The following is a 16,618-nucleotide window of genomic DNA, read 5'->3' on the forward strand; positions in this document are numbered from 1 at the left end:
CGCACATGAGCCGGGGCGGAGGGCACGCGCCCGCCGGCAGGCCCGCAGGAGCGCGTATGCTCGCGGCCCATGCACGACGACGACTCCACCGCCCCACCGCCGGCGCCCGCACCCGCCCAGCCGCCCGCACAGCCCCGTAACCCGCTCCACGGCATGACGCTGGAGGCCATCGTGGTGGCGCTGCAGCAGCACTATGGCTGGAGCGGCCTGGCGAGAGAAGTACCGATCCGGTGTTTCGAGAGCGACCCGAGCGTATCGTCGAGCCTCAAGTTCCTGCGCAAGACGCCCTGGGCGCGGGAAAAGGTGGAAAGCCTGTACCTGTTCATGCTGCGCGAGCAAAAACGCAGAGGCCAGCGCTGAAAGCCGGGCGCCTCAGCGACGGGCCGGGCAGGCAGATCGCGCCTCCGGCCCATGGCGCTGATGACTGCATCAGCAGCACCCCTATCGCTATCGCTATCGAAAAAGTAGCTGCCTGCGCTTGATTCTCAAGCACCTCAGCCACTTTTTACTCCCAGCCCCCAATAAGACAAGCGCCTGCCGCCAGCTTTTTGAGCTGCGCGCCCGGCGCCCGGTGCATGGATGCGGTCGAGAGCGGCTGGGGGCGACGCAGCCAGGCCCCCGCCTTCGTCAGTGCGGCACCGGCACCAGGAAATCTCGGCTGATACCGGCTCCCAGTTCGTTGACCCGGTCCAGGAACTGCGTGAGGTATGCATGCAGCCCCGTGGCCAGGATCTCGTCGATGCGGCCGTAGCGCAGATCGGCCAACAGGCGGCCGGCCTTGCGCTGGGTCTCGCCCGAGTGCTCGTTGGAAAGCACGGCGAGGTTGTCCGCCACTTCGTTCACGCTGGCGTGCAGCGAACGCGGCATGTCGCGGCGCAGGATCAGCAGGTCGGCCACGCGCTCGGGCGTGATGACGTCGCGATAGGCCTTGCGATAGACCTCGAAGGCCGAGACGCTGCGCAGGATCGCGCTCCAGTGGTAGAAGTCGAACTCCGGCGTGGCCCGGCGCGGGTTTTGAACCGAGCCGTGGAAGTCGCTCTGCACCGCATGGAACTTCACGTCCAGCAGGCGTGCGGTATTGTCGGCCCGTTCCAGGAACGTGCCCAGCCGCAGGAAATGGAAGGCCTCGTCCTGCAGCATGGTGCCCAACACCACGCCGCGCGACAGGTGCGAGCGGTACTTCACCCATTCGAAGAACTGGCCCGGGTCGCGCTCGAACACGCCGCCGCCCAGCTGGCGGCTCAGCTCCAGCCAGGTCTGGTTCTGCGTCTCCCACACCTCGGTGGTGAGCGCGCCGCGCACCGCACGGGCGTTCTCGCGCGCCGCACGCAGGCACGACACGATGGACGAAGGATTGGTGCCGTCATGCACCATGAAATTCAGCACCCCGGCCGGCGTGACCTCGCCGTGCTTGGCGAGGTAGGCCGGCATCAATTCGCTGATGGAAAGAAGGCCCTGCCAGCCCTCTTCCGACACGGCGGCGGACTGGGGCAGGAGCGACGTCTCGTAGTTGACGTTCAGCATCCGGGCGGTGTTCTCTGCCCGCTCGGTGTAGCGGGACATCCAGAACAGATGATCGGCGGTACGGCTCAGCATCTCAGAGTCCTCCCAGGGGGGGCACCACGCTGCCCAGGGTCTGGGTCATGCCGCCCAGGGTTTGCGTAGGTGCGGGCCAGGGCACGGGTGGAGCGGCGTTGTCTTCGCCCAGCACCCAGGTGTCCTTGGTACCACCACCCTGCGACGAGTTGACGACGAGTGAGCCTTCCTTCAGCGCCACGCGCGTGAGGCCACCAGCGGCCATTTGCACCTTCTGGCCGGAGAGCACGAAGGGGCGCAGGTCGATGTGGCGCGGCGCGATGCCGGATTCGACGTAGGTGGGACAGCTGGAGAGCGACAGCGTGGGCTGCGCGATGTAGCCCGACGGATTGGCGAGCAGCGCGGCGCGGAACTCCTCGATTTCGGCCTTGGTTGCGGCCGGGCCGATCAACATGCCGTAGCCGCCTGCGCCGTGGACTTCCTTCACCACCAGTTCGTGCAAGTGATCCAGCACGTATTTCAGGTCGTCGGCCTTGCGGCACATCCAGGTGGGCACGTTGGCCAGGATGGGTTCTTCGCCCAGGTAGAAGCGGATCATCTCGGGCACATACGGATAGACCGACTTGTCGTCGGCGATGCCCGTACCCACCGCGTTGCAGATGGCGACGTTGCCCGCGCGGTAGGCGCTCATCAGGCCCGCACAGCCCAGCGTGGAGGTAGGGCGGAACACTTGCGGGTCGAGGAAGTCGTCGTCCACGCGGCGGTAGATCACGTCCACCCGCTGCAGGCCGCGCGTGGTGCGCATGTAGACGAAGTTGTCCTTGACCACCAGGTCCTGGCCTTCGACCAGTTCCACGCCCATCTGCTGGGCCAGGAACGCGTGCTCGAAGTAGGCGCTGTTGTACATGCCGGGCGTGAGCACCGCCACCGTCGGGTTGGCGGCGCCGGCCGGGGCGCTGGCGCGCAGCGTGTCGAGCAGCAGGTCGGGGTAATGCGCGACGGGGGCGACCTTGTGCAGCGAAAAGAGCTCGGGGAAGAGCCGCATCATCATCTTGCGGTTCTCGAGCATGTACGACACGCCCGAGGGCACCCGCAGGTTGTCTTCGAGCACGTAATACACGCCCTCGCCGCTGGCGTCGGGCGCCCGCACGATGTCAATGCCGGCGATGTGTGCGTAGAGATCGCGAGGTACATCGACGTCCACCATCTCGGGCCGGAACTGTGCGTTGCGCAGGATCAGGTCGGAGGGCACGATGCCGGCGCGGATGATGTCCTGGCCGTGATAGACGTCGTGGATGAAACGGTTGAGTGCGGTCACGCGCTGCACCAGGCCCTGCTGCATGCGGGACCACTCGTGCGAGGGGATGATGCGCGGGATCAGATCGAACGGGATCAACCGCTCGGTACCCGCGCCGTCCTCGTCCTTGGCGCCATACACCGCGAAAGTGATGCCGACACGGCGGAAGATCATCTCCGCCTCCGCGCGGCGCGCTTGCATCGCTTCTTCTGACTGCTTACCCAACCACTGCCCGTAGCGCTTGTAATGGTCTCGAACGTCGCTGCCCTGAAACGGCAGCGACGCATACATCTCGTCGAACTTCTGCATAAAAGCGGTGCCTCCTGGACTCAGCATAGCAAGTTGCGGGCCGACACTTGGGAACATCGGCGCCAGATTTGATACAGCACGCTGTAGGAGAGCAGGCCGACCGACGGCCGCGCGATCAACGCACGCTTCGAGATCGCTGGTGAGTCAGGGGACCTCGTCGGCCGCGATCGCCGCATGCTGCCAATAGCGCCGCTGCGCTGCGCGCTCGCAGCGCACGCGCTCCGGTGCTTCGGACGTCCAGCCGATGGCCCCGCAGCGGTCTGATCGCACGAAGTCGATGCCACGCTCGAGGTAGCGCCGTGCCACGTCGGGCGCAGGGTGGCCGAATCGATTGCGGTAACCGGCCTGCACCAGCGCAGTGCGGGGCGCCACGGCCTCCAGAAAGGCCGTGCTGGACGACGTGCGGCTGCCGTGATGCGGCACCAGCAGCAGGTCGGCATGCAGCGGCGCGCCGCGCGCGATGAGTGCGGTTTCCTGCGCGCGTTCGATGTCGCCCACCAACAAGGCCGCAGTGCCCGCCGTGGCCTCGATGCGCAAGGCGCAGCTGTGGCTATTGGGCTTGCCCGCAGCCAGGTCGGCGCCGGGGGGAGGATGCAGCACGGAAAAACGCACGCCATCCCATTCCCATCCATCGCCCGCCCGGCAGGGCGCGACGGGCCGCAGCTGCTGCAGCGGATGGCCCGGCTCGATGGAGCCGAGCACGTCCGCTGCGGGCTGCTGGGCCAGCACGGCCGCCGCGCCGCCCGTGTGATCCACATCGCGGTGGCTCAGCACCACGCGGTCCAGCCGCTCGCCGGTGGCACGCAGCAAGGGCACCAGCACGCGGTCGCCGGCATCGCTGTCCTGATGGTAGCGCGGACCGGCGTCGTAGAGCAGCGCATGGCGCGCGGTGCGCACCACCACCGCCTGGCCCTGGCCCACGTCGGCGGCCAGCAGCTCGAACTGGCCTGGCGCCGGGCGCGGCGGATGCCACCAGAGCGCTGGCAGCAAAAGCGGCAGGCCCAAGAGGCGCGCCGGCACGGGCAGGCGCAGGGCCAGCAGCGTGCCCCCGGCCACAGCCGCAATGCCCGCCCAGAGCGGAGCCACCGCCAGCGACAGCTGGGCCCAGGGCCAGCCCGCCAGCCACTGCAGCGCAGCCGACAGGGGCTGCACGCTCCACGCCGCGGCATCCCAGAGCGGCGGCCACAGCACGCCGCCCAGGGCCAACGGCGTGACGACCAGCGTAGTCCACGGAATGGCCACCAGATTGGCCAGCAGCCCGACCAGCGACACCTGTCCGAACAGCAGCAGACTGAGCGGCGTGAGGGCGAGCGTGACCACCCATTGCTCCCGCAGCATCGAGCAAAACCGCCCTGCAGCGCCCTTTCCACCCGCGCCTTGCGCTATCGGATTGCTAGCAAAGAGCACGGCGACCGCGATGAAGCTCAGCCAGAAGCCCGCCTGCAGCAGCGCCCAGGGGTCGGCCAGCAGCACCGCCGCGCAGGCCAGCAGCCACACCTGCGGCCATGGCCAGCGCCGGCCCGAAAGCTGCAGCAGCGCCACCACAGCCAGCATGCAGATGGTGCGCTGCGCCGGCACACCCCAGCCGCTGAAGAGTGCATAGCCCGCCGCCAGCCACACGCCGCAGACCAATGCCGCCCGTGGAGCGGGCAAGGCAAGGCAGAGCCGCCGCGACCGGCGCCAGGCCGCGCCCACCGCATGCGCGGCCAGCCACGCGAACAAGGTGATGTGGAGCCCCGAGATGCTCATCAGGTGCGCCACGCCGGTGGCGCGAAACACGTCCCAGTCGGCACGGTCGATGGCGCGCTGGTCCCCTGTCACCAGCGCGGCCACCACGCCGGCAGCGCGCTGGCGGGCGATGTCGGCGGCAGCGGTGACCCCATCGCCCGGTGCACCGCTGCGCCCGCCCAGCCGCTCCAGGATGGCGTCGCGCACGTGCTGGCGGGCCCGTTCGATCGGGTGGGCCCAGGTCGCGGCCAGCAGGCGCGGCGGCGCATCGCGCGGGCTGGCACGCACGTAGCCCGTGGCCTGCACGCCCTGCTCCCATAGGTAGAGCTCATAGTCGAAGCCGTGTGGATTGCGTCCGCCGTGCGGCGCCTTCAGCCGCAGAGTCAGCTCCCAGCGCTCTCCAGGGTGCACCTCGGGCGGGGGCTTTTGCAGCTCGGCAATGGCCGCCGCGCCCGGCTCAGGGCCGCCGTCGCGCAGGAAGAAGGCCCCCGAATACCACGACACCTCGATCAGCGGCGGCAGGCGTACGGGCTGGCCTTCCAGCTGCGCCGATTCGACCTCCAGCCGCATGCGCACTGCGTTGTCACGCAGCTGCGGCATGGCCCCGACCATCGCGACCACACGCAGATCGCGCCCTTCCAGAGCGGGGTCCAGGGCCTGCGCCATAAAAGCCGTGGCGCGCAGGCCGCAGAGACCAAAGAGCAAGGCCGCACCCACGCAAAATCCGATCAACCAGCCCAGGAGCCCAGGCAGATCCCGCAGGGTAGAGCAGCCGACCTGGCGACCCCGCATCGCCTGGCCGGCCGCAGCGCAGCCCAGCATCACTGCAACCAGCGCGATCAAGGCACCATAAGCCCAGCCCGGCCACAGCGCAGGCTGCTGCAGCTGTGCCGCCGTGCCGGCCACGCCGCCGCACAGGACGGCCGGCAATCGCCACCCCTGCCGCTGCTGCTGGAGCGGTGCTGCGCGGGCAGACAGAGAGAGCATGGGAGGCCGCATGCGAGCATCCTAGCGGCTGCGGACCATGGCTCAGCCTGTGTAACACTTCGGTTTCTGCCTGCAGCGTACGCACTCTGTACGCGCTGCGTGCCGTCGTTTTTTTTTGTACCCACCCACCTATTGCAAGGATCGCCATGAACATCTATGAAAAGCTCAAGGAACTGCAGATCGAACTGCCCCCGGTGTCCGTGCCCGCCGCGGCCTACGTGCCCTATGTGCAGACCGGCAACCTGGTGTTCCTGAGCGGCCACATCGCCCGCAAGGACGGCAAGCCCTGGGCCGCGCAGTTCGGCCGCGACATCAGCACCGAAGAAGGCAAGGCCGCCGCCCGCGCCGTCGCCATCGACTTGCTGGGCACGCTGCACGCGGCCACCGGCGGCGACCTCAACCGCATCGCCCGCATCGTCAAGGTGATGAGCCTGGTCAACTCGACCGGCGACTTCACCGAGCAGCATCTGGTCACCAACGGCGCCAGCGAATTGTTCGGCCAGGTGTTCGGCGACAAGGGCGTGCATGCCCGCAGCGCCTTCGGCGTAGCGCAGATCCCCATGGGTGCCTGCGTCGAGATCGAGCTGATCGCCGAACTCTCCTGACCACCTGATAACCGACCGAGTCCATCGCCTCCGCCATGACCCTGCACGCTGCCGAGCCGCCCCTGGTGCTGTCCATCCAGTCGCACGTCGCCTACGGGCACGTGGGCAACGACGCGGCGGTGCTGCCGCTGCAGCTGCTGGGTCTGCAGCCGGTGGCGGTGCACACGGTGCAGTTCTCCAATCACACGGGCTACGGTGAGTTCAAGGGCCAGGTGTTCACCCCCGCGCACATCGGCGACGTGTTGGACGGACTGCGTGCGCGCGGCGTGCTGGCGCGCTGCCAGGCCGTGCTCTCGGGCTACCTGGGCGATGCCGGCGTGGGCGAAGCCATCCTCGCGGCCGTGCAGGAGATCCGCGCCGCCCGCCCCGGCCTGCACTACCTGTGCGATCCGGTGATGGGCGACGTGGGCCGGGGCGTCTTCGTGCGGCCCGACATCCCCGAATTCCTGCGCCGCCGCGCGCTGGCGCAAGCCAGCATCATCACGCCCAACCAATACGAATTCGAGCTGCTGCACGGCGGTAAGCCGCTCGCATCGGTCGATGAGGCCATCGCTGCAGCGAGGACCCTGCTGGGCCCCACGCCCGGCACCGGGCCGGCGCTGGTCGTGGTGACCAGCCTGCGCACGCCCGATCTGCCCGACGACCGGCTCGGCACCCTGGCCGTGACGGCAGATGCCGCCTGGCTGGTTCAGACCCCGTTCATCGACCTGCAGCCCCTGCCCAACGGCATGGGCGATGTTTTCTCCGCTGTGCTGCTGGGCCATCTGCTGCGCGGCGCAGCCACGCCCGATGCGGTCTCCGGCGCCGTGAGCAGCCTCTACGCGCTGGTGGCCCGCACCGTGCCCGGCCAGCGCGATCTGCCGCTCGTGGCGTGCCGCGACCAGATTGCGCAGCCATCGCAGCGCTTCGCCGCCGAAGCCGTGGCTGCAAGAGCCTGATCAGCCCGTCAGCCGGCGACACGCATCCCGGGAAGACGGCGGTGGCAACGCCGCCCCGGCCTTGCCGGGCATGGAGCGCAGCGTGAAGACCGGCACCGTTCGCGCCAGCTGCTCTGCCTGCCCGCGCAGGCTCTGGGCTGCGGCGGCACTTTCCTCCACCCGTGCGGCGTTCGGGTGCGTCATCTGATCCCGCTGGGCCGCGGATTCGTTCGCCGGGCCGATACCAGCGCTCTGCTCGGAGGTGGCCGCAGAGATCTCGCCCATCATGTCGTTGACGTGCTGCACCGAGCGGACGATCTCCGATCCGGCCGAGCGGGCGCAGCAGTTCGCCGAACTCGTCGCGCTCCCGTTAGGGCCTCGGCGAGGCCCCGTCGGCGCCGGCAATGCGGCAGCCATGCATTGGCTTCGACCAGCGCCTTCTGGCTTCCGCGGATCAACGCCATGCCGCCTGCGGCGATCCCGGCCAGCAACAGCATCCGAGACTCCCGAAGCCCGCAAGGGTCGGCAGCCGCCGCTCACAAGTTCAGAACGTTTCCCAGTCGTCGTCGCCGCCAGTCGCCTTGCGTGCGCTGGGTGCTGGTGCTGGTGCTGGTGGCTGTGCGGTTGCCGGTGCCGCTGCGCGGCCCGGCAGTGCCGGCGTGGCCGCCGGACGCGCAGCGGGCTTGGCCGGGACGGCCGGCGCCTGGGCACGGGCCTTCGCTGGCGCCGCAGCGGCCCCCCGGGCGGGAGCCGGTGCGACCATGGGCACGGCCTGGGGCCGGTACTCCGCAGCGGGGCCGCCATCTCGCAGCTTGAAGATCGCCATCAGTTCGGACAGCATGGCCGCCTGGGACTTGAGCGAACTGGCTGCAGCCGCAGCTTCTTCGACCAGCGCCGCGTTCTGCTGCGTCATCTGGTCCATCTGGCCGACGGCCTGGCTCACCTGCCCGATGCCGGAGCTCTGCTCGACGGTCGCCGCGCTGATCTCGCCCATGATGTCAGCCACGCGGCGGATGCTGTCCACCACTGTCTCCATGGTGCGGCCGGCCTGGGCCACTTGCTGAGAACCCTGGTCCACCTTGGCCACCGAGTCGCCGATCAGGGTCTTGATGTCCTTGGCGGCCTCGGCGCTGCGCTGCGCCAGGCTGCGCACCTCACCGGCCACCACAGCGAAGCCCCGGCCCTGCTCGCCGGCACGGGCCGCTTCCACGGCCGCATTCAGCGCCAGGATGTTGGTCTGGAAGGCGATGCCGTCGATCACGCCGATGATGTCGGCGATCTTGCGCGAGGACGCATCGATGGCGCCCATGGTCTGCACCACGTCCGCCACGGCCTTGCCTCCTTCGCCCGCCACCTGCGATGCCTGCGCGGCCAGCTGCGTGGCCTGACGCGCGCTGTCGGCGTTCTGGCTCACGGCGCTGGTGAGCTGTTCGAGCGAGGCCGCTGTTTCCTGCAGCGCACTCGCCTGCCGTTCGGTCCGCGCGGAAAGGTCCTGGTTGCCTGCATCGATTTCCCGCGCCGCGACGGCAATGCTGTCGGCCCCCTGGCGCACGCGGCCCGTGACCTGGGCGAGGTTGTCGTTCATCTCGCGCAGGGCATTCAGCATCTGCCCGGTCTCGTCGCGCCCGCCGGGGGCGATGGTGCTCGTGAGGTCGTTGTCCGCCACGGCACGCGCGACGCGCACCGCCTGGCCGAGTGGGCGCGTGATGCCGCGCGTGATCCACCAGCCCAGGCCCGCGCCCAGGATCAAAACCAGCACGCTGGCGATCACCATGGCGATACGGGTCTGCGCGTAGCCGGATTCCACCTTTCCGAGAGCCACATCAATGTTCGCACGCTGCAGGTCCAGGAGCTGCTGCACGTTCTTGAGGTACTGCACGTTGAGCGGCTGGAACTCCTGCGTGAACAGCCGTTGAGCTTCGTCCAGCCGGCCCTCGCGCTTGGCCTTGTACAGAGCGTCGCGCGACGCGAGATAGGCCGTGCGCGTTTTCTGGATTTCGGCCATCAGCGACTTCTCCTGGTCGCTCTCGGCCAGCGAATCAATGCGCTTGAGCATGTCCCCCGACTGGCGCGACGAGGCGGCGGCCTCTTCCGCGAACCGGTCGCTGAGCGATGCGTCCGCGCTCAGCACCACGGCCTTGGTCCGCTGAACGCTGGTATGGATGTTGCGTGCCCAATCACTGATCAGGCGCTCCTTCAGGAGAGCTTCCGATCCGACGCCCTTCACGGAACGGACCATCTCCCCCATGTTCGTTAGGCCCAGTATGTTCATGACGAACATGACGAGCAGGATGAGCGCAAATCCCAGCGCGAGCCGGGTGGCGATTTTCAGATCTTTCACAATAGGGTACTCCTGGCGCGCATCTCGACAAGTCACGACCTCTTCATGCGTCGCCTGCAATGGCCGTGCGGGCAGATAGTGCCTTGATACAAGCCGAAACACTACTCCGCATTAACACCATGCTCCCACCGCGATGCGGCGGTGCAACAAAAAGGCCGCCCCCGTGCGATGACCGCCGCAGGGGACGGGTGTTCACGAGGGTTTATTCGACGCGCAGTACGGCGTTCGGCTTGAATCCGAGGTCAGCCGCCTTGCCCTTGCGCCCGCGCGGGAAGCGCGCGTTGTTCAGGCTGCGGATCTCCAGCGTCTCGTCACGCTCCTTGGCGCCGCGCCCCACGCCCGCGATGCGCACGCTGCGTGTGTAGGCCGCCGCACCTGCCAACTGGTCCTTGTCTTCCAGGTCGATCAGCATCAGGCCGCGGCCGCCGTTGGCCATGGTCTTGAGTTCGCTGATCTCGAAGGTCAGGATGCGCCCGCCCACCGACGCGCAGCAGACGTGCGTGGCCGGCGCCAGCGGCTGGCCACCCGCGCTGCAGCCCGCTGCTGGCGAAGGCCGGCAGAGCTGCTCGCCCTCGCCCAGCGTGACGAAGGCCTTGCCGCCCCGGTTGCGCGCCACCATGTTCTCCACCGCCGCGATGAAGCCGTAGCCGCCCGAGCTGGCCAGCAGCAGCGTGGCGGCGGCCGGGCCGGCGAAGTAATGCACCGGCTGCGTGCCGGCTTCGAGCTCGATCAGCGTGGTGATGGGCTGGCCGTCGCCGCGCGCGCCCGGCAGCTGCGACACCGCCACCGAATACAGGCGCCCGTTGCTGCCAAAGACGATGAGCGTATCGACCGTGCGGCACTCGAAGGTGGAATAGAGCCCGTCGCCCGCCTTGAAGGCGAAGCTGGCTGCGTCGTGGCCGTGGCCCTGGCGCGCGCGCACCCAGCCCTTTTGCGAGACGACCACAGTGACCGGCTCATCGACCACCTTGACTTCGGCCACGGCCTTCTTCTCGGCCTGGATGAGGGTGCGGCGGGCATCGGAGAACTGCTTGGCGTCGGCCTCGATCTCCTTGATCATGAGACGGCGCAGCGACGACGGGTTGCCCAGGATGTCTTCGAGTTTGCCCTGCTCTTCGCGCAGCTCGGCGAGCTCCTGCTCGATCTTGATGGCCTCGAGCCGCGCCAGCTGGCGCAGGCGGATTTCCAGGATGTCCTCGGCCTGCCGCTCCGACAGATTGAAGCGCGCCATCAGCGCGGCCTTGGGCTCGTCGCTGGCGCGGATGATGGCGATCACCTCGTCGATGTTGAGCAGCACGGTCTGCCGCCCTTCGAGGATGTGGATGCGGTCCAGGACCTTGGCCAGGCGATGCTGGCTGCGCCGCGTGATGGTCTGCTGGCGGAAGGCGACCCACTCCTCCAGCATGCGGCGCAGCGACTTCTGCACGGGCCGGCCGTCCAGCCCCACCATGGTCAGGTTGATGGGAGCCGAAGTCTCCAGGCTGGTGTGGGCCAGCAGGCAAGTGATGAGTTCCTGCTGCGGCACGCGGCCGGTCTTGGGCTCGAAGACGATGCGCACGGGCGCGTCCTTGCTGGACTCGTCGCGCACCACGTCGAGCACGCCCAGTACCGTGGCCTTGAGCTGCACCTGCTCCTGCGAGAGCGCCTTCTTGCCGGCCTTGACCTTGGGATTGGTAAGTTCCTCGATCTCTTCGAGCACCTTCTGCGCCGACACGCCCGGCGGCAGCTCGGTCACCACCAGCTGCCACTGACCGCGAGCCAGATCCTCGATCTTCCAGCGCGCGCGCACCTTCAGGCTGCCGCGCCCGGTGCGGTAGGCATCCTGGATGTCCGCCGCGCTGCTGATGATCTGGCCGCCGCCGGGGTAGTCCGGGCCGGGGATCAGCGTGAACAGTTCCTCTTCGGAGAGATGGGCGTTCTTGACCAGTGCCACGCAGGCGTCGGCCACTTCGCGCAGGTTGTGGCTGGGGATCTCGGTGGCCAGGCCCACGGCGATGCCGCTGGCGCCGTTGAGCAGCGCGAACGGCAGGCGGGCGGGCAGCTGGCGCGGCTCCTCGGTGGAGCCGTCGTAGTTGGGAACGAAGTCCACCGTGCCCTGGTCGATCTCGTCGAGCAGCAGGCTGGAGATGCGCGTCAGGCGCGCCTCGGTGTAGCGCATGGCGGCGGCACCGTCGCCGTCGCGGCTGCCGAAGTTGCCCTGGCCGTCGATCAGCGGATAGCGCTGGCTGAAGTCCTGCGCCAGACGCACCAGCGCGTCGTAGGCCGACTGGTCGCCGTGCGGATGGAAGCGGCCCAGCACGTCGCCCACCACGCGGGCGCTCTTCACCGGCTTGGCGGGCACGTTGCGGGTAGGGCCGCTGTACGACAAGCCCATGCGGTCCATCGCGAAGAGGATGCGCCGCTGCACAGGCTTGAGGCCGTCGCACACGTCGGGCAGCGCGCGGCCCTTGACCACGGAGAGCGCGTATTCCAGATAGGCGCGCTGCGCGTAGCCGGCCAGGGCAAGCTGGTCGTCAGCCGGCGCGGGCGGGGTGAGATCGAGGGTGGGTTGGTCGTTGTCGCTCATGCGTCGAAGGAAAAGAAAAGAACGAAGGAGGCAGCGGAGCGGCCCTGGGCCGTGCTCCACCCATCCACTACCAAATCAATAGCAGCATGCGCTCGCAGAACGGGGGCTGCAGCCCGAATCCGCCCTAAGCCGCAGCGCGTACGGCTAGATATCCACCTCCACCGCATCGCCGTGCAGCTCCATCAGCTCGCGGCGGGCGGCGGCCTCGCCCTTGCCCATCAGCTTGGTGATCAGGCTCTCGGTATCGGCGAAGCCCATGGCGCCCAGCTGCACCGGCAGCAGGCGGCGCGTGTCGGGGTTGAGGGTGGTTTCCCAGAGCTGCTCGGCGTTCATCTCGCCCAAGCCCTTGAAGCGGCTGATCTGGCACTTCTCGCGGGCCACGCCGTCCTTGGCGCATTTGTCGAGGATGGACTCGAGCTCGCCCGCATCCAGCGCATAGACCTTGGAGGCCGGCTTCTTGCCGCGCGCGGGCACGTCCACCCGGAAGAGCGGCGGCCGCGCCACGTAGATGTGGCCGGCGTCGATCAGCTTGGGGAAATGGCGGAAGAAGAGCGTGAGCAGCAGCACCTGGATGTGCGAGCCATCCACGTCGGCATCCGACAGGATGCAGACCTTGCCGTAGCGCAGGCCCGAGAGGTCCGGCGTGTCGTTGGGGCCGTGCGGATCGACGCCCAGCGCCACGGAGATGTCGTGGATCTCGTTGTTGGCGAAGAGCCGGTCGCGGTCCACCTCCCAGGTGTTGAGCACCTTGCCGCGCAACGGCAGCACGGCCTGGCATTCCTTGTCGCGGCCCATCTTGGCGCTGCCGCCGGCGGAGTCGCCCTCGACCAGGAAGACCTCGTTGTGCGAGAGGTCGCGACTTTCGCAGTCGGTGAGCTTGCCGGGCAGCACGGCCACGCCGGAGCCCTTCTTCTTCTCGACCTTCTGGCCGGCCTTCTGGCGCGTCTGCGCGGCCTTGATGGCCAGTTCGGCCAGCTTCTTGCCGTATTCGACGTGCTGGTTCAGCCAGAGCTCGAGCGTCGGCCTGACGAAGCTGGAGACCAGCCGCACGGCGTCGCGCGAATTGAGCTTTTCCTTGACCTGGCCCTGGAACTGCGGGTCCAGCACCTTGGCCGACAGCACGTAGGAGGCGCGGGCGAACACGTCTTCGGGCAGCAGCTTGACGCCCTTGGGCAGCAGCGAATGCAGCTCGATGAAGCTCTTGACCGCGTTGAAGAGGCCGTCGCGCAGGCCCGCGTCGTGCGTGCCGCCCGCACTGGTCGGAATCAGGTTGACGTAGCTCTCGCGCACCGGGGCGCCTTCGTCGGTGAAGCCCACGCACCAGGAGGCGCCCTCGCCTTCGGCGAAGCTCTCGTTGTGGCGGTCGGCGAAGCCCTCGCCCTCGAAGAGCGGGATCACCGGATCGGCCGACAAGGTTTGCGCCAGGTAGTCGCGCAGGCCGCCCTTGTATTGCCAGGTCTGGGTGTCCTTCGATTTCTCGTTGACCAGCGTCACCGTGACGCCGGGCATCAGCACCGCCTTGCTGCGCAGCAGGTGGGTCAGCTCGCCCATCGGCAGCACGGAGGTTTCGAAGTACTTGGGATCGGGCCACACGCGCACGGTGGTGCCCTGCTTGCGTTCGCCGGCGGCGAGCGGACGCGCCACCAGGGGCTCGGTCACGTCGCCGCCCTCGAAGACGAGCCGGGCCACCTGGCCTTCGCGGTGGGTGTGGGCCTCCAGCCTGAGCGCCAGCGCGTTGGTCACCGACACGCCCACGCCGTGCAGGCCGCCCGAGAAGCTGTAGGCGCCGCCCTTGCCCTTGTCGAACTTGCCGCCCGCATGCAGGCGGGTGAACACCAGCTCGATCACCGGCGCCTTCTCTTCGGGATGCAGGCCGAACGGAATGCCGCGGCCATCGTCTTCCACGCTGACCGAGCCGTCGGCATGCAGCGTGACCTTGATCTTCTTGCCGTGGCCGGCCAGGGCCTCGTCGGCGGCGTTGTCCAGCACCTCCTGGATGATGTGCAGGGGGTTGTCGGTGCGGGTGTACATGCCCGGGCGCTGCTTGACGGGCTCCAGGCCCTTGAGCACGCGGATCGAGCCTTCGGAATACTCGCTGCTCGCGGCGGAGGATGCGGATACGGATGCGGGTTTGACTGCCATGGCGGCGGATTGTAGTGCTGGATATAACCACAGCTCACAGACAAGCAAGACGCTTGCGTGCCAGCGGCCCCGCGCCGTTTTGGCTACATTCGCACGATGCCTCAAGATCCCACGCGCAAATTGTCCATGGCCCAGGTGCTGGTGTGCGGCGCCGCCGTCGTCACGCTGTCGATGGGCATACGCCACGGCTTCGGGCTCTGGCTGCAGCCCATCACGCAGGAAATGGGCTGGACGCGCCAGACCTTCGCGCTGGCGATCGCGGTGCAGAACATCGCCTGGGGCGTATTCGGCATCCTGGCCGGCATGGTGGCGGACCGATTCGGCGCCTTCCGCGTACTGATCGGCGGCGCCCTGCTTTACGCACTGGGACTGGCGGGCATGGCGCTGTCGCCCACGCCGCTGACTTTCGCACTCACCGCCGGCGTGCTCATCGGCGCGGCCCAGGCAGGCACCACCTATGCAGTGATCTACGGCGTGCTGGGGCGGCAGATCGCGCCCGAAAAGCGCTCCTGGGCTATGGGCGTGGCGGCGGCGGCGGGCTCGTTCGGGCAGTTCCTGATGGTTCCGGTGGAAGGCCAGCTCATCGCCCGCATGGGCTGGCAGGAGGCGCTGCTGGCGCTCTCGCTGCTGGTGCTCCTCATCGTGCCGCTGGCCTTCGGCCTGCGCGAGCCCGGCTTTTCCAAGCCTTCCGGCCAAGGCGCCACGCCTGCGCCGCAGCGCGGCCAGTCGATCGCGCAGGCGGTGGCGGAATCGCTGCACAACCCCAGCTTCCTGTTGCTGACCGCGGGCTACTTCGTCTGCGGCTTCCAGGTGGTGTTCATCGGGGTGCATATGCCCAGCTACCTCAAGGACCACGGCCTCTCGCCGCAGGTGGCGAGCTATGCGCTGGCGCTCATCGGCCTCTTCAACATCTTCGGCACCTACCTGGCCGGCACGCTGGGCCAGCGCCTGCCCAAGCGCTACATCCTCGCGTTCATCTATTTCGCTCGCGCCGTGGCCATCAGCGCCTTTCTGCTGGCGCCACTCACGCCCGCGTCGGTGTATGTGTTCTCGGCCGTGATCGGCGCGCTGTGGCTGTCCACCGTGCCGGTCACCAACGCCACGGTAGCGCAGATCTTCGGGGTGCAGCACCTGTCGATGCTCAGCGGTTTCGTGTTCTTCAGCCACCAGATCGGCAGCTTCCTGGGCGTGTGGCTGGGCGGTTACCTCTACGACCGCACCGGTAGCTACGACGTGGTCTGGTACATCGCCATCGCGCTGGGCGTCTTCGCGGGCCTGGTGAACCTGCCGGTGCGCGAAGCCCCGGTGCTGCGCGCGCCGCGCCCCGCCTGACAGGTCTTGCAAGCATGCCCCGCCAGCGCCTGCGCCCCGCCCAACGCCTGCACCTGGCGCTCACCCTCGCCCTGGGCGGCGCGCTGCTGGCGCTGGTGTTCTGGCTGTACGCGGAGCCGGGCTTCGTGGTCATGCTGGCCGACCAGATCTGGGCCTGCTTCTGAGCGGCCGAACTCCGACTCCGGCATCGATTTCCGACTCTTTAATGCCGCCTGCGCCCGCTGGACAAGCGCAGGAAGCTATCAAAATAATAGCAAAACCACCATGCACGGCCAAGACCACCCTTCCGAATGGATCCAGCGATGGGCGCATCTGGCACCCGCGGGCGGCAGCGTGCTCGACGTGGCCTGCGGCGCAGGCCGCCACCTGCGCTGGATGCACGGGCGCGGCCATGCGGTCACTGGCATCGACCGGTCGCAGGACGCGCTGGGCCCGCTGGGCGCCTTCGCCGAAACCCTGTGCGCCGACATCGAGGCCGGCCCCTGGCCGCTCGCCGGCCGCCGCTTCGATGCGGTGATCGTCACCAACTACCTGTGGCGCCCACTGCTGCCGGCCATCGTGGCCTGCGTGGCGCCGGGCGGCGTGCTGCTGTATGAAACGTTCGCCGCCGGCAACGAAACCGTGGGACGGCCTTCGCGGCCCGACTTTCTGCTGGCGCCCGGGGAACTGCTGCGCGCCTGCGAAGGTCTGCGCATCGTGGCCTTCGAAGACGGCTGGCTGCCGTCGCCCGAACGCTTCGTGCAGCGGATCGCCGCGGTGCGCGAGGTACCCGGTGCAACACCACCACGGCGCCCCCTCGTTCCCACTGCAATGCCCTCCATGCCGCGGGCGGCTAGTTAGAATGCCCTTTTACCGTTT

13 protein-coding genes are annotated in these 16,618 nt (G+C 68.4%); 6 read left to right on the forward strand and 7 right to left on the reverse strand.

What is annotated here, in order from left to right:
• Nucleotides 1-69: 69 nt before the first annotated feature.
• Nucleotides 70-360 (forward strand): VF530 family protein, encoded by a 291-nt coding sequence (locus AC3A84_RS14260; RefSeq protein WP_487970476.1) that lies wholly within the window; start codon nt 70-72, stop codon nt 358-360.
• A 267-nt stretch (nt 361-627) separates the two neighbouring features.
• Here the strand turns inward: AC3A84_RS14260 and AC3A84_RS14265 are convergent, their stop codons facing one another.
• From AC3A84_RS14265 to AC3A84_RS14275, 3 genes are all read right to left on the reverse strand, one after another.
• Entirely contained in the window at nt 628-1,596 is a 969-nt protein-coding gene (locus AC3A84_RS14265; protein WP_487970478.1) for an alpha-E domain-containing protein, read from the reverse strand.
• A gap of 1 nt (nt 1,597) precedes the next feature.
• Nucleotides 1,598-3,142 carry a circularly permuted type 2 ATP-grasp protein gene (locus tag AC3A84_RS14270; RefSeq protein ID WP_487970480.1) on the reverse strand — a complete coding sequence of 515 codons (1,545 nt, stop codon included), beginning with the start codon at nt 3,140-3,142 and terminating at the stop codon, nt 1,598-1,600.
• Between the two features lie 144 nt (nt 3,143-3,286).
• Nucleotides 3,287-5,857 carry a DNA internalization-related competence protein ComEC/Rec2 gene (locus AC3A84_RS14275; protein ID WP_487970482.1) on the reverse strand — a complete coding sequence of 857 codons (2,571 nt, stop codon included), beginning with the start codon at nt 5,855-5,857 and terminating at the stop codon, nt 3,287-3,289.
• A gap of 146 nt (nt 5,858-6,003) precedes the next feature.
• Here AC3A84_RS14275 and AC3A84_RS14280 point away from each other — a divergent pair, with 146 nt between their 5' ends.
• Together AC3A84_RS14280 and pdxY are read left to right on the forward strand one after the other, a co-directional pair.
• Nucleotides 6,004-6,462: a RidA family protein gene (locus AC3A84_RS14280; RefSeq protein ID WP_487970484.1), complete on the forward strand. Its 459-nt coding sequence runs from the start codon at nt 6,004-6,006 to the stop codon at nt 6,460-6,462.
• 35 nt (nt 6,463-6,497) lie between these two features.
• Complete coding sequence (pdxY, locus tag AC3A84_RS14285) at nt 6,498-7,400, forward strand: pyridoxal kinase PdxY (protein ID WP_487970486.1); 903 nt, start codon at nt 6,498-6,500, stop codon at nt 7,398-7,400.
• Here the strand turns inward: pdxY and AC3A84_RS14290 are convergent, their stop codons facing one another.
• The 4 genes from AC3A84_RS14290 to AC3A84_RS14305 form a co-directional block, all read right to left on the reverse strand.
• Nucleotides 7,401-7,685 (reverse strand): hypothetical protein, encoded by a 285-nt coding sequence (locus AC3A84_RS14290; protein WP_487970487.1) that lies wholly within the window; start codon nt 7,683-7,685, stop codon nt 7,401-7,403.
• Between the two features lie 238 nt (nt 7,686-7,923).
• Nucleotides 7,924-9,720: a methyl-accepting chemotaxis protein gene (locus AC3A84_RS14295; RefSeq protein WP_487970489.1), complete on the reverse strand. Its 1,797-nt coding sequence runs from the start codon at nt 9,718-9,720 to the stop codon at nt 7,924-7,926.
• Between the two features lie 202 nt (nt 9,721-9,922).
• Complete coding sequence (gene parC / locus AC3A84_RS14300) at nt 9,923-12,286, reverse strand: DNA topoisomerase IV subunit A (RefSeq protein WP_487970491.1); 2,364 nt, start codon at nt 12,284-12,286, stop codon at nt 9,923-9,925.
• Nucleotides 12,287-12,430: 144 nt separating this feature from the next.
• Entirely contained in the window at nt 12,431-14,428 is a 1,998-nt protein-coding gene (locus AC3A84_RS14305; RefSeq protein ID WP_487970493.1) for a DNA topoisomerase IV subunit B, read from the reverse strand.
• A gap of 96 nt (nt 14,429-14,524) precedes the next feature.
• On the opposite strand from AC3A84_RS14305, the gene AC3A84_RS14310 reads away from it, so the two are divergent.
• From AC3A84_RS14310 to AC3A84_RS14320, 3 genes are all read left to right on the forward strand, one after another.
• The gene (locus AC3A84_RS14310; RefSeq protein ID WP_487970495.1) at nt 14,525-15,760 is read left to right on the forward strand and encodes an MFS transporter; all 1,236 of its coding nucleotides are present in this window, start codon (nt 14,525-14,527) and stop codon (nt 15,758-15,760) included.
• 14 nt (nt 15,761-15,774) lie between these two features.
• Nucleotides 15,775-15,924: a hypothetical protein gene (locus AC3A84_RS14315; protein ID WP_487970497.1), complete on the forward strand. Its 150-nt coding sequence runs from the start codon at nt 15,775-15,777 to the stop codon at nt 15,922-15,924.
• Nucleotides 15,925-16,024: 100 nt separating this feature from the next.
• The gene (locus tag AC3A84_RS14320) at nt 16,025-16,600 is read left to right on the forward strand and encodes a class I SAM-dependent methyltransferase (RefSeq protein ID WP_487970499.1); all 576 of its coding nucleotides are present in this window, start codon (nt 16,025-16,027) and stop codon (nt 16,598-16,600) included.
• Nucleotides 16,601-16,618: the final 18 nt, after the last annotated feature.

The sequence above is a fragment of the Paracidovorax sp. genome (assembly GCF_057642795.1).

Excerpts from the sequence above, each read along its gene's own strand:
- AC3A84_RS14305 (WP_487970493.1), bottom strand. The coding sequence starts at position 14,428 with ATGGCAGTCAAACCCGCATCCGTATCCGCATCCTCCGCCGCGAGCAGC.
- AC3A84_RS14270 (WP_487970480.1), bottom strand. The coding sequence starts at position 3,142 with ATGCAGAAGTTCGACGAGATGTATGCGTCGCTGCCGTTTCAGGGCAGC.
- AC3A84_RS14260 (WP_487970476.1), top strand. The coding sequence starts at position 70 with ATGCACGACGACGACTCCACCGCCCCACCGCCGGCGCCCGCACCCGCC.
- AC3A84_RS14320 (WP_487970499.1), top strand. The coding sequence starts at position 16,025 with ATGCACGGCCAAGACCACCCTTCCGAATGGATCCAGCGATGGGCGCAT.
- AC3A84_RS14315 (WP_487970497.1), top strand. The coding sequence starts at position 15,775 with ATGCCCCGCCAGCGCCTGCGCCCCGCCCAACGCCTGCACCTGGCGCTC.
- AC3A84_RS14265 (WP_487970478.1), bottom strand. The coding sequence starts at position 1,596 with ATGCTGAGCCGTACCGCCGATCATCTGTTCTGGATGTCCCGCTACACC.
- AC3A84_RS14275 (WP_487970482.1), bottom strand. The coding sequence starts at position 5,857 with ATGCTCTCTCTGTCTGCCCGCGCAGCACCGCTCCAGCAGCAGCGGCAG.
- AC3A84_RS14310 (WP_487970495.1), top strand. The coding sequence starts at position 14,525 with ATGCCTCAAGATCCCACGCGCAAATTGTCCATGGCCCAGGTGCTGGTG.
- pdxY (WP_487970486.1), top strand. The coding sequence starts at position 6,498 with ATGACCCTGCACGCTGCCGAGCCGCCCCTGGTGCTGTCCATCCAGTCG.
- AC3A84_RS14280 (WP_487970484.1), top strand. The coding sequence starts at position 6,004 with ATGAACATCTATGAAAAGCTCAAGGAACTGCAGATCGAACTGCCCCCG.
- parC (WP_487970491.1), bottom strand. The coding sequence starts at position 12,286 with ATGAGCGACAACGACCAACCCACCCTCGATCTCACCCCGCCCGCGCCG.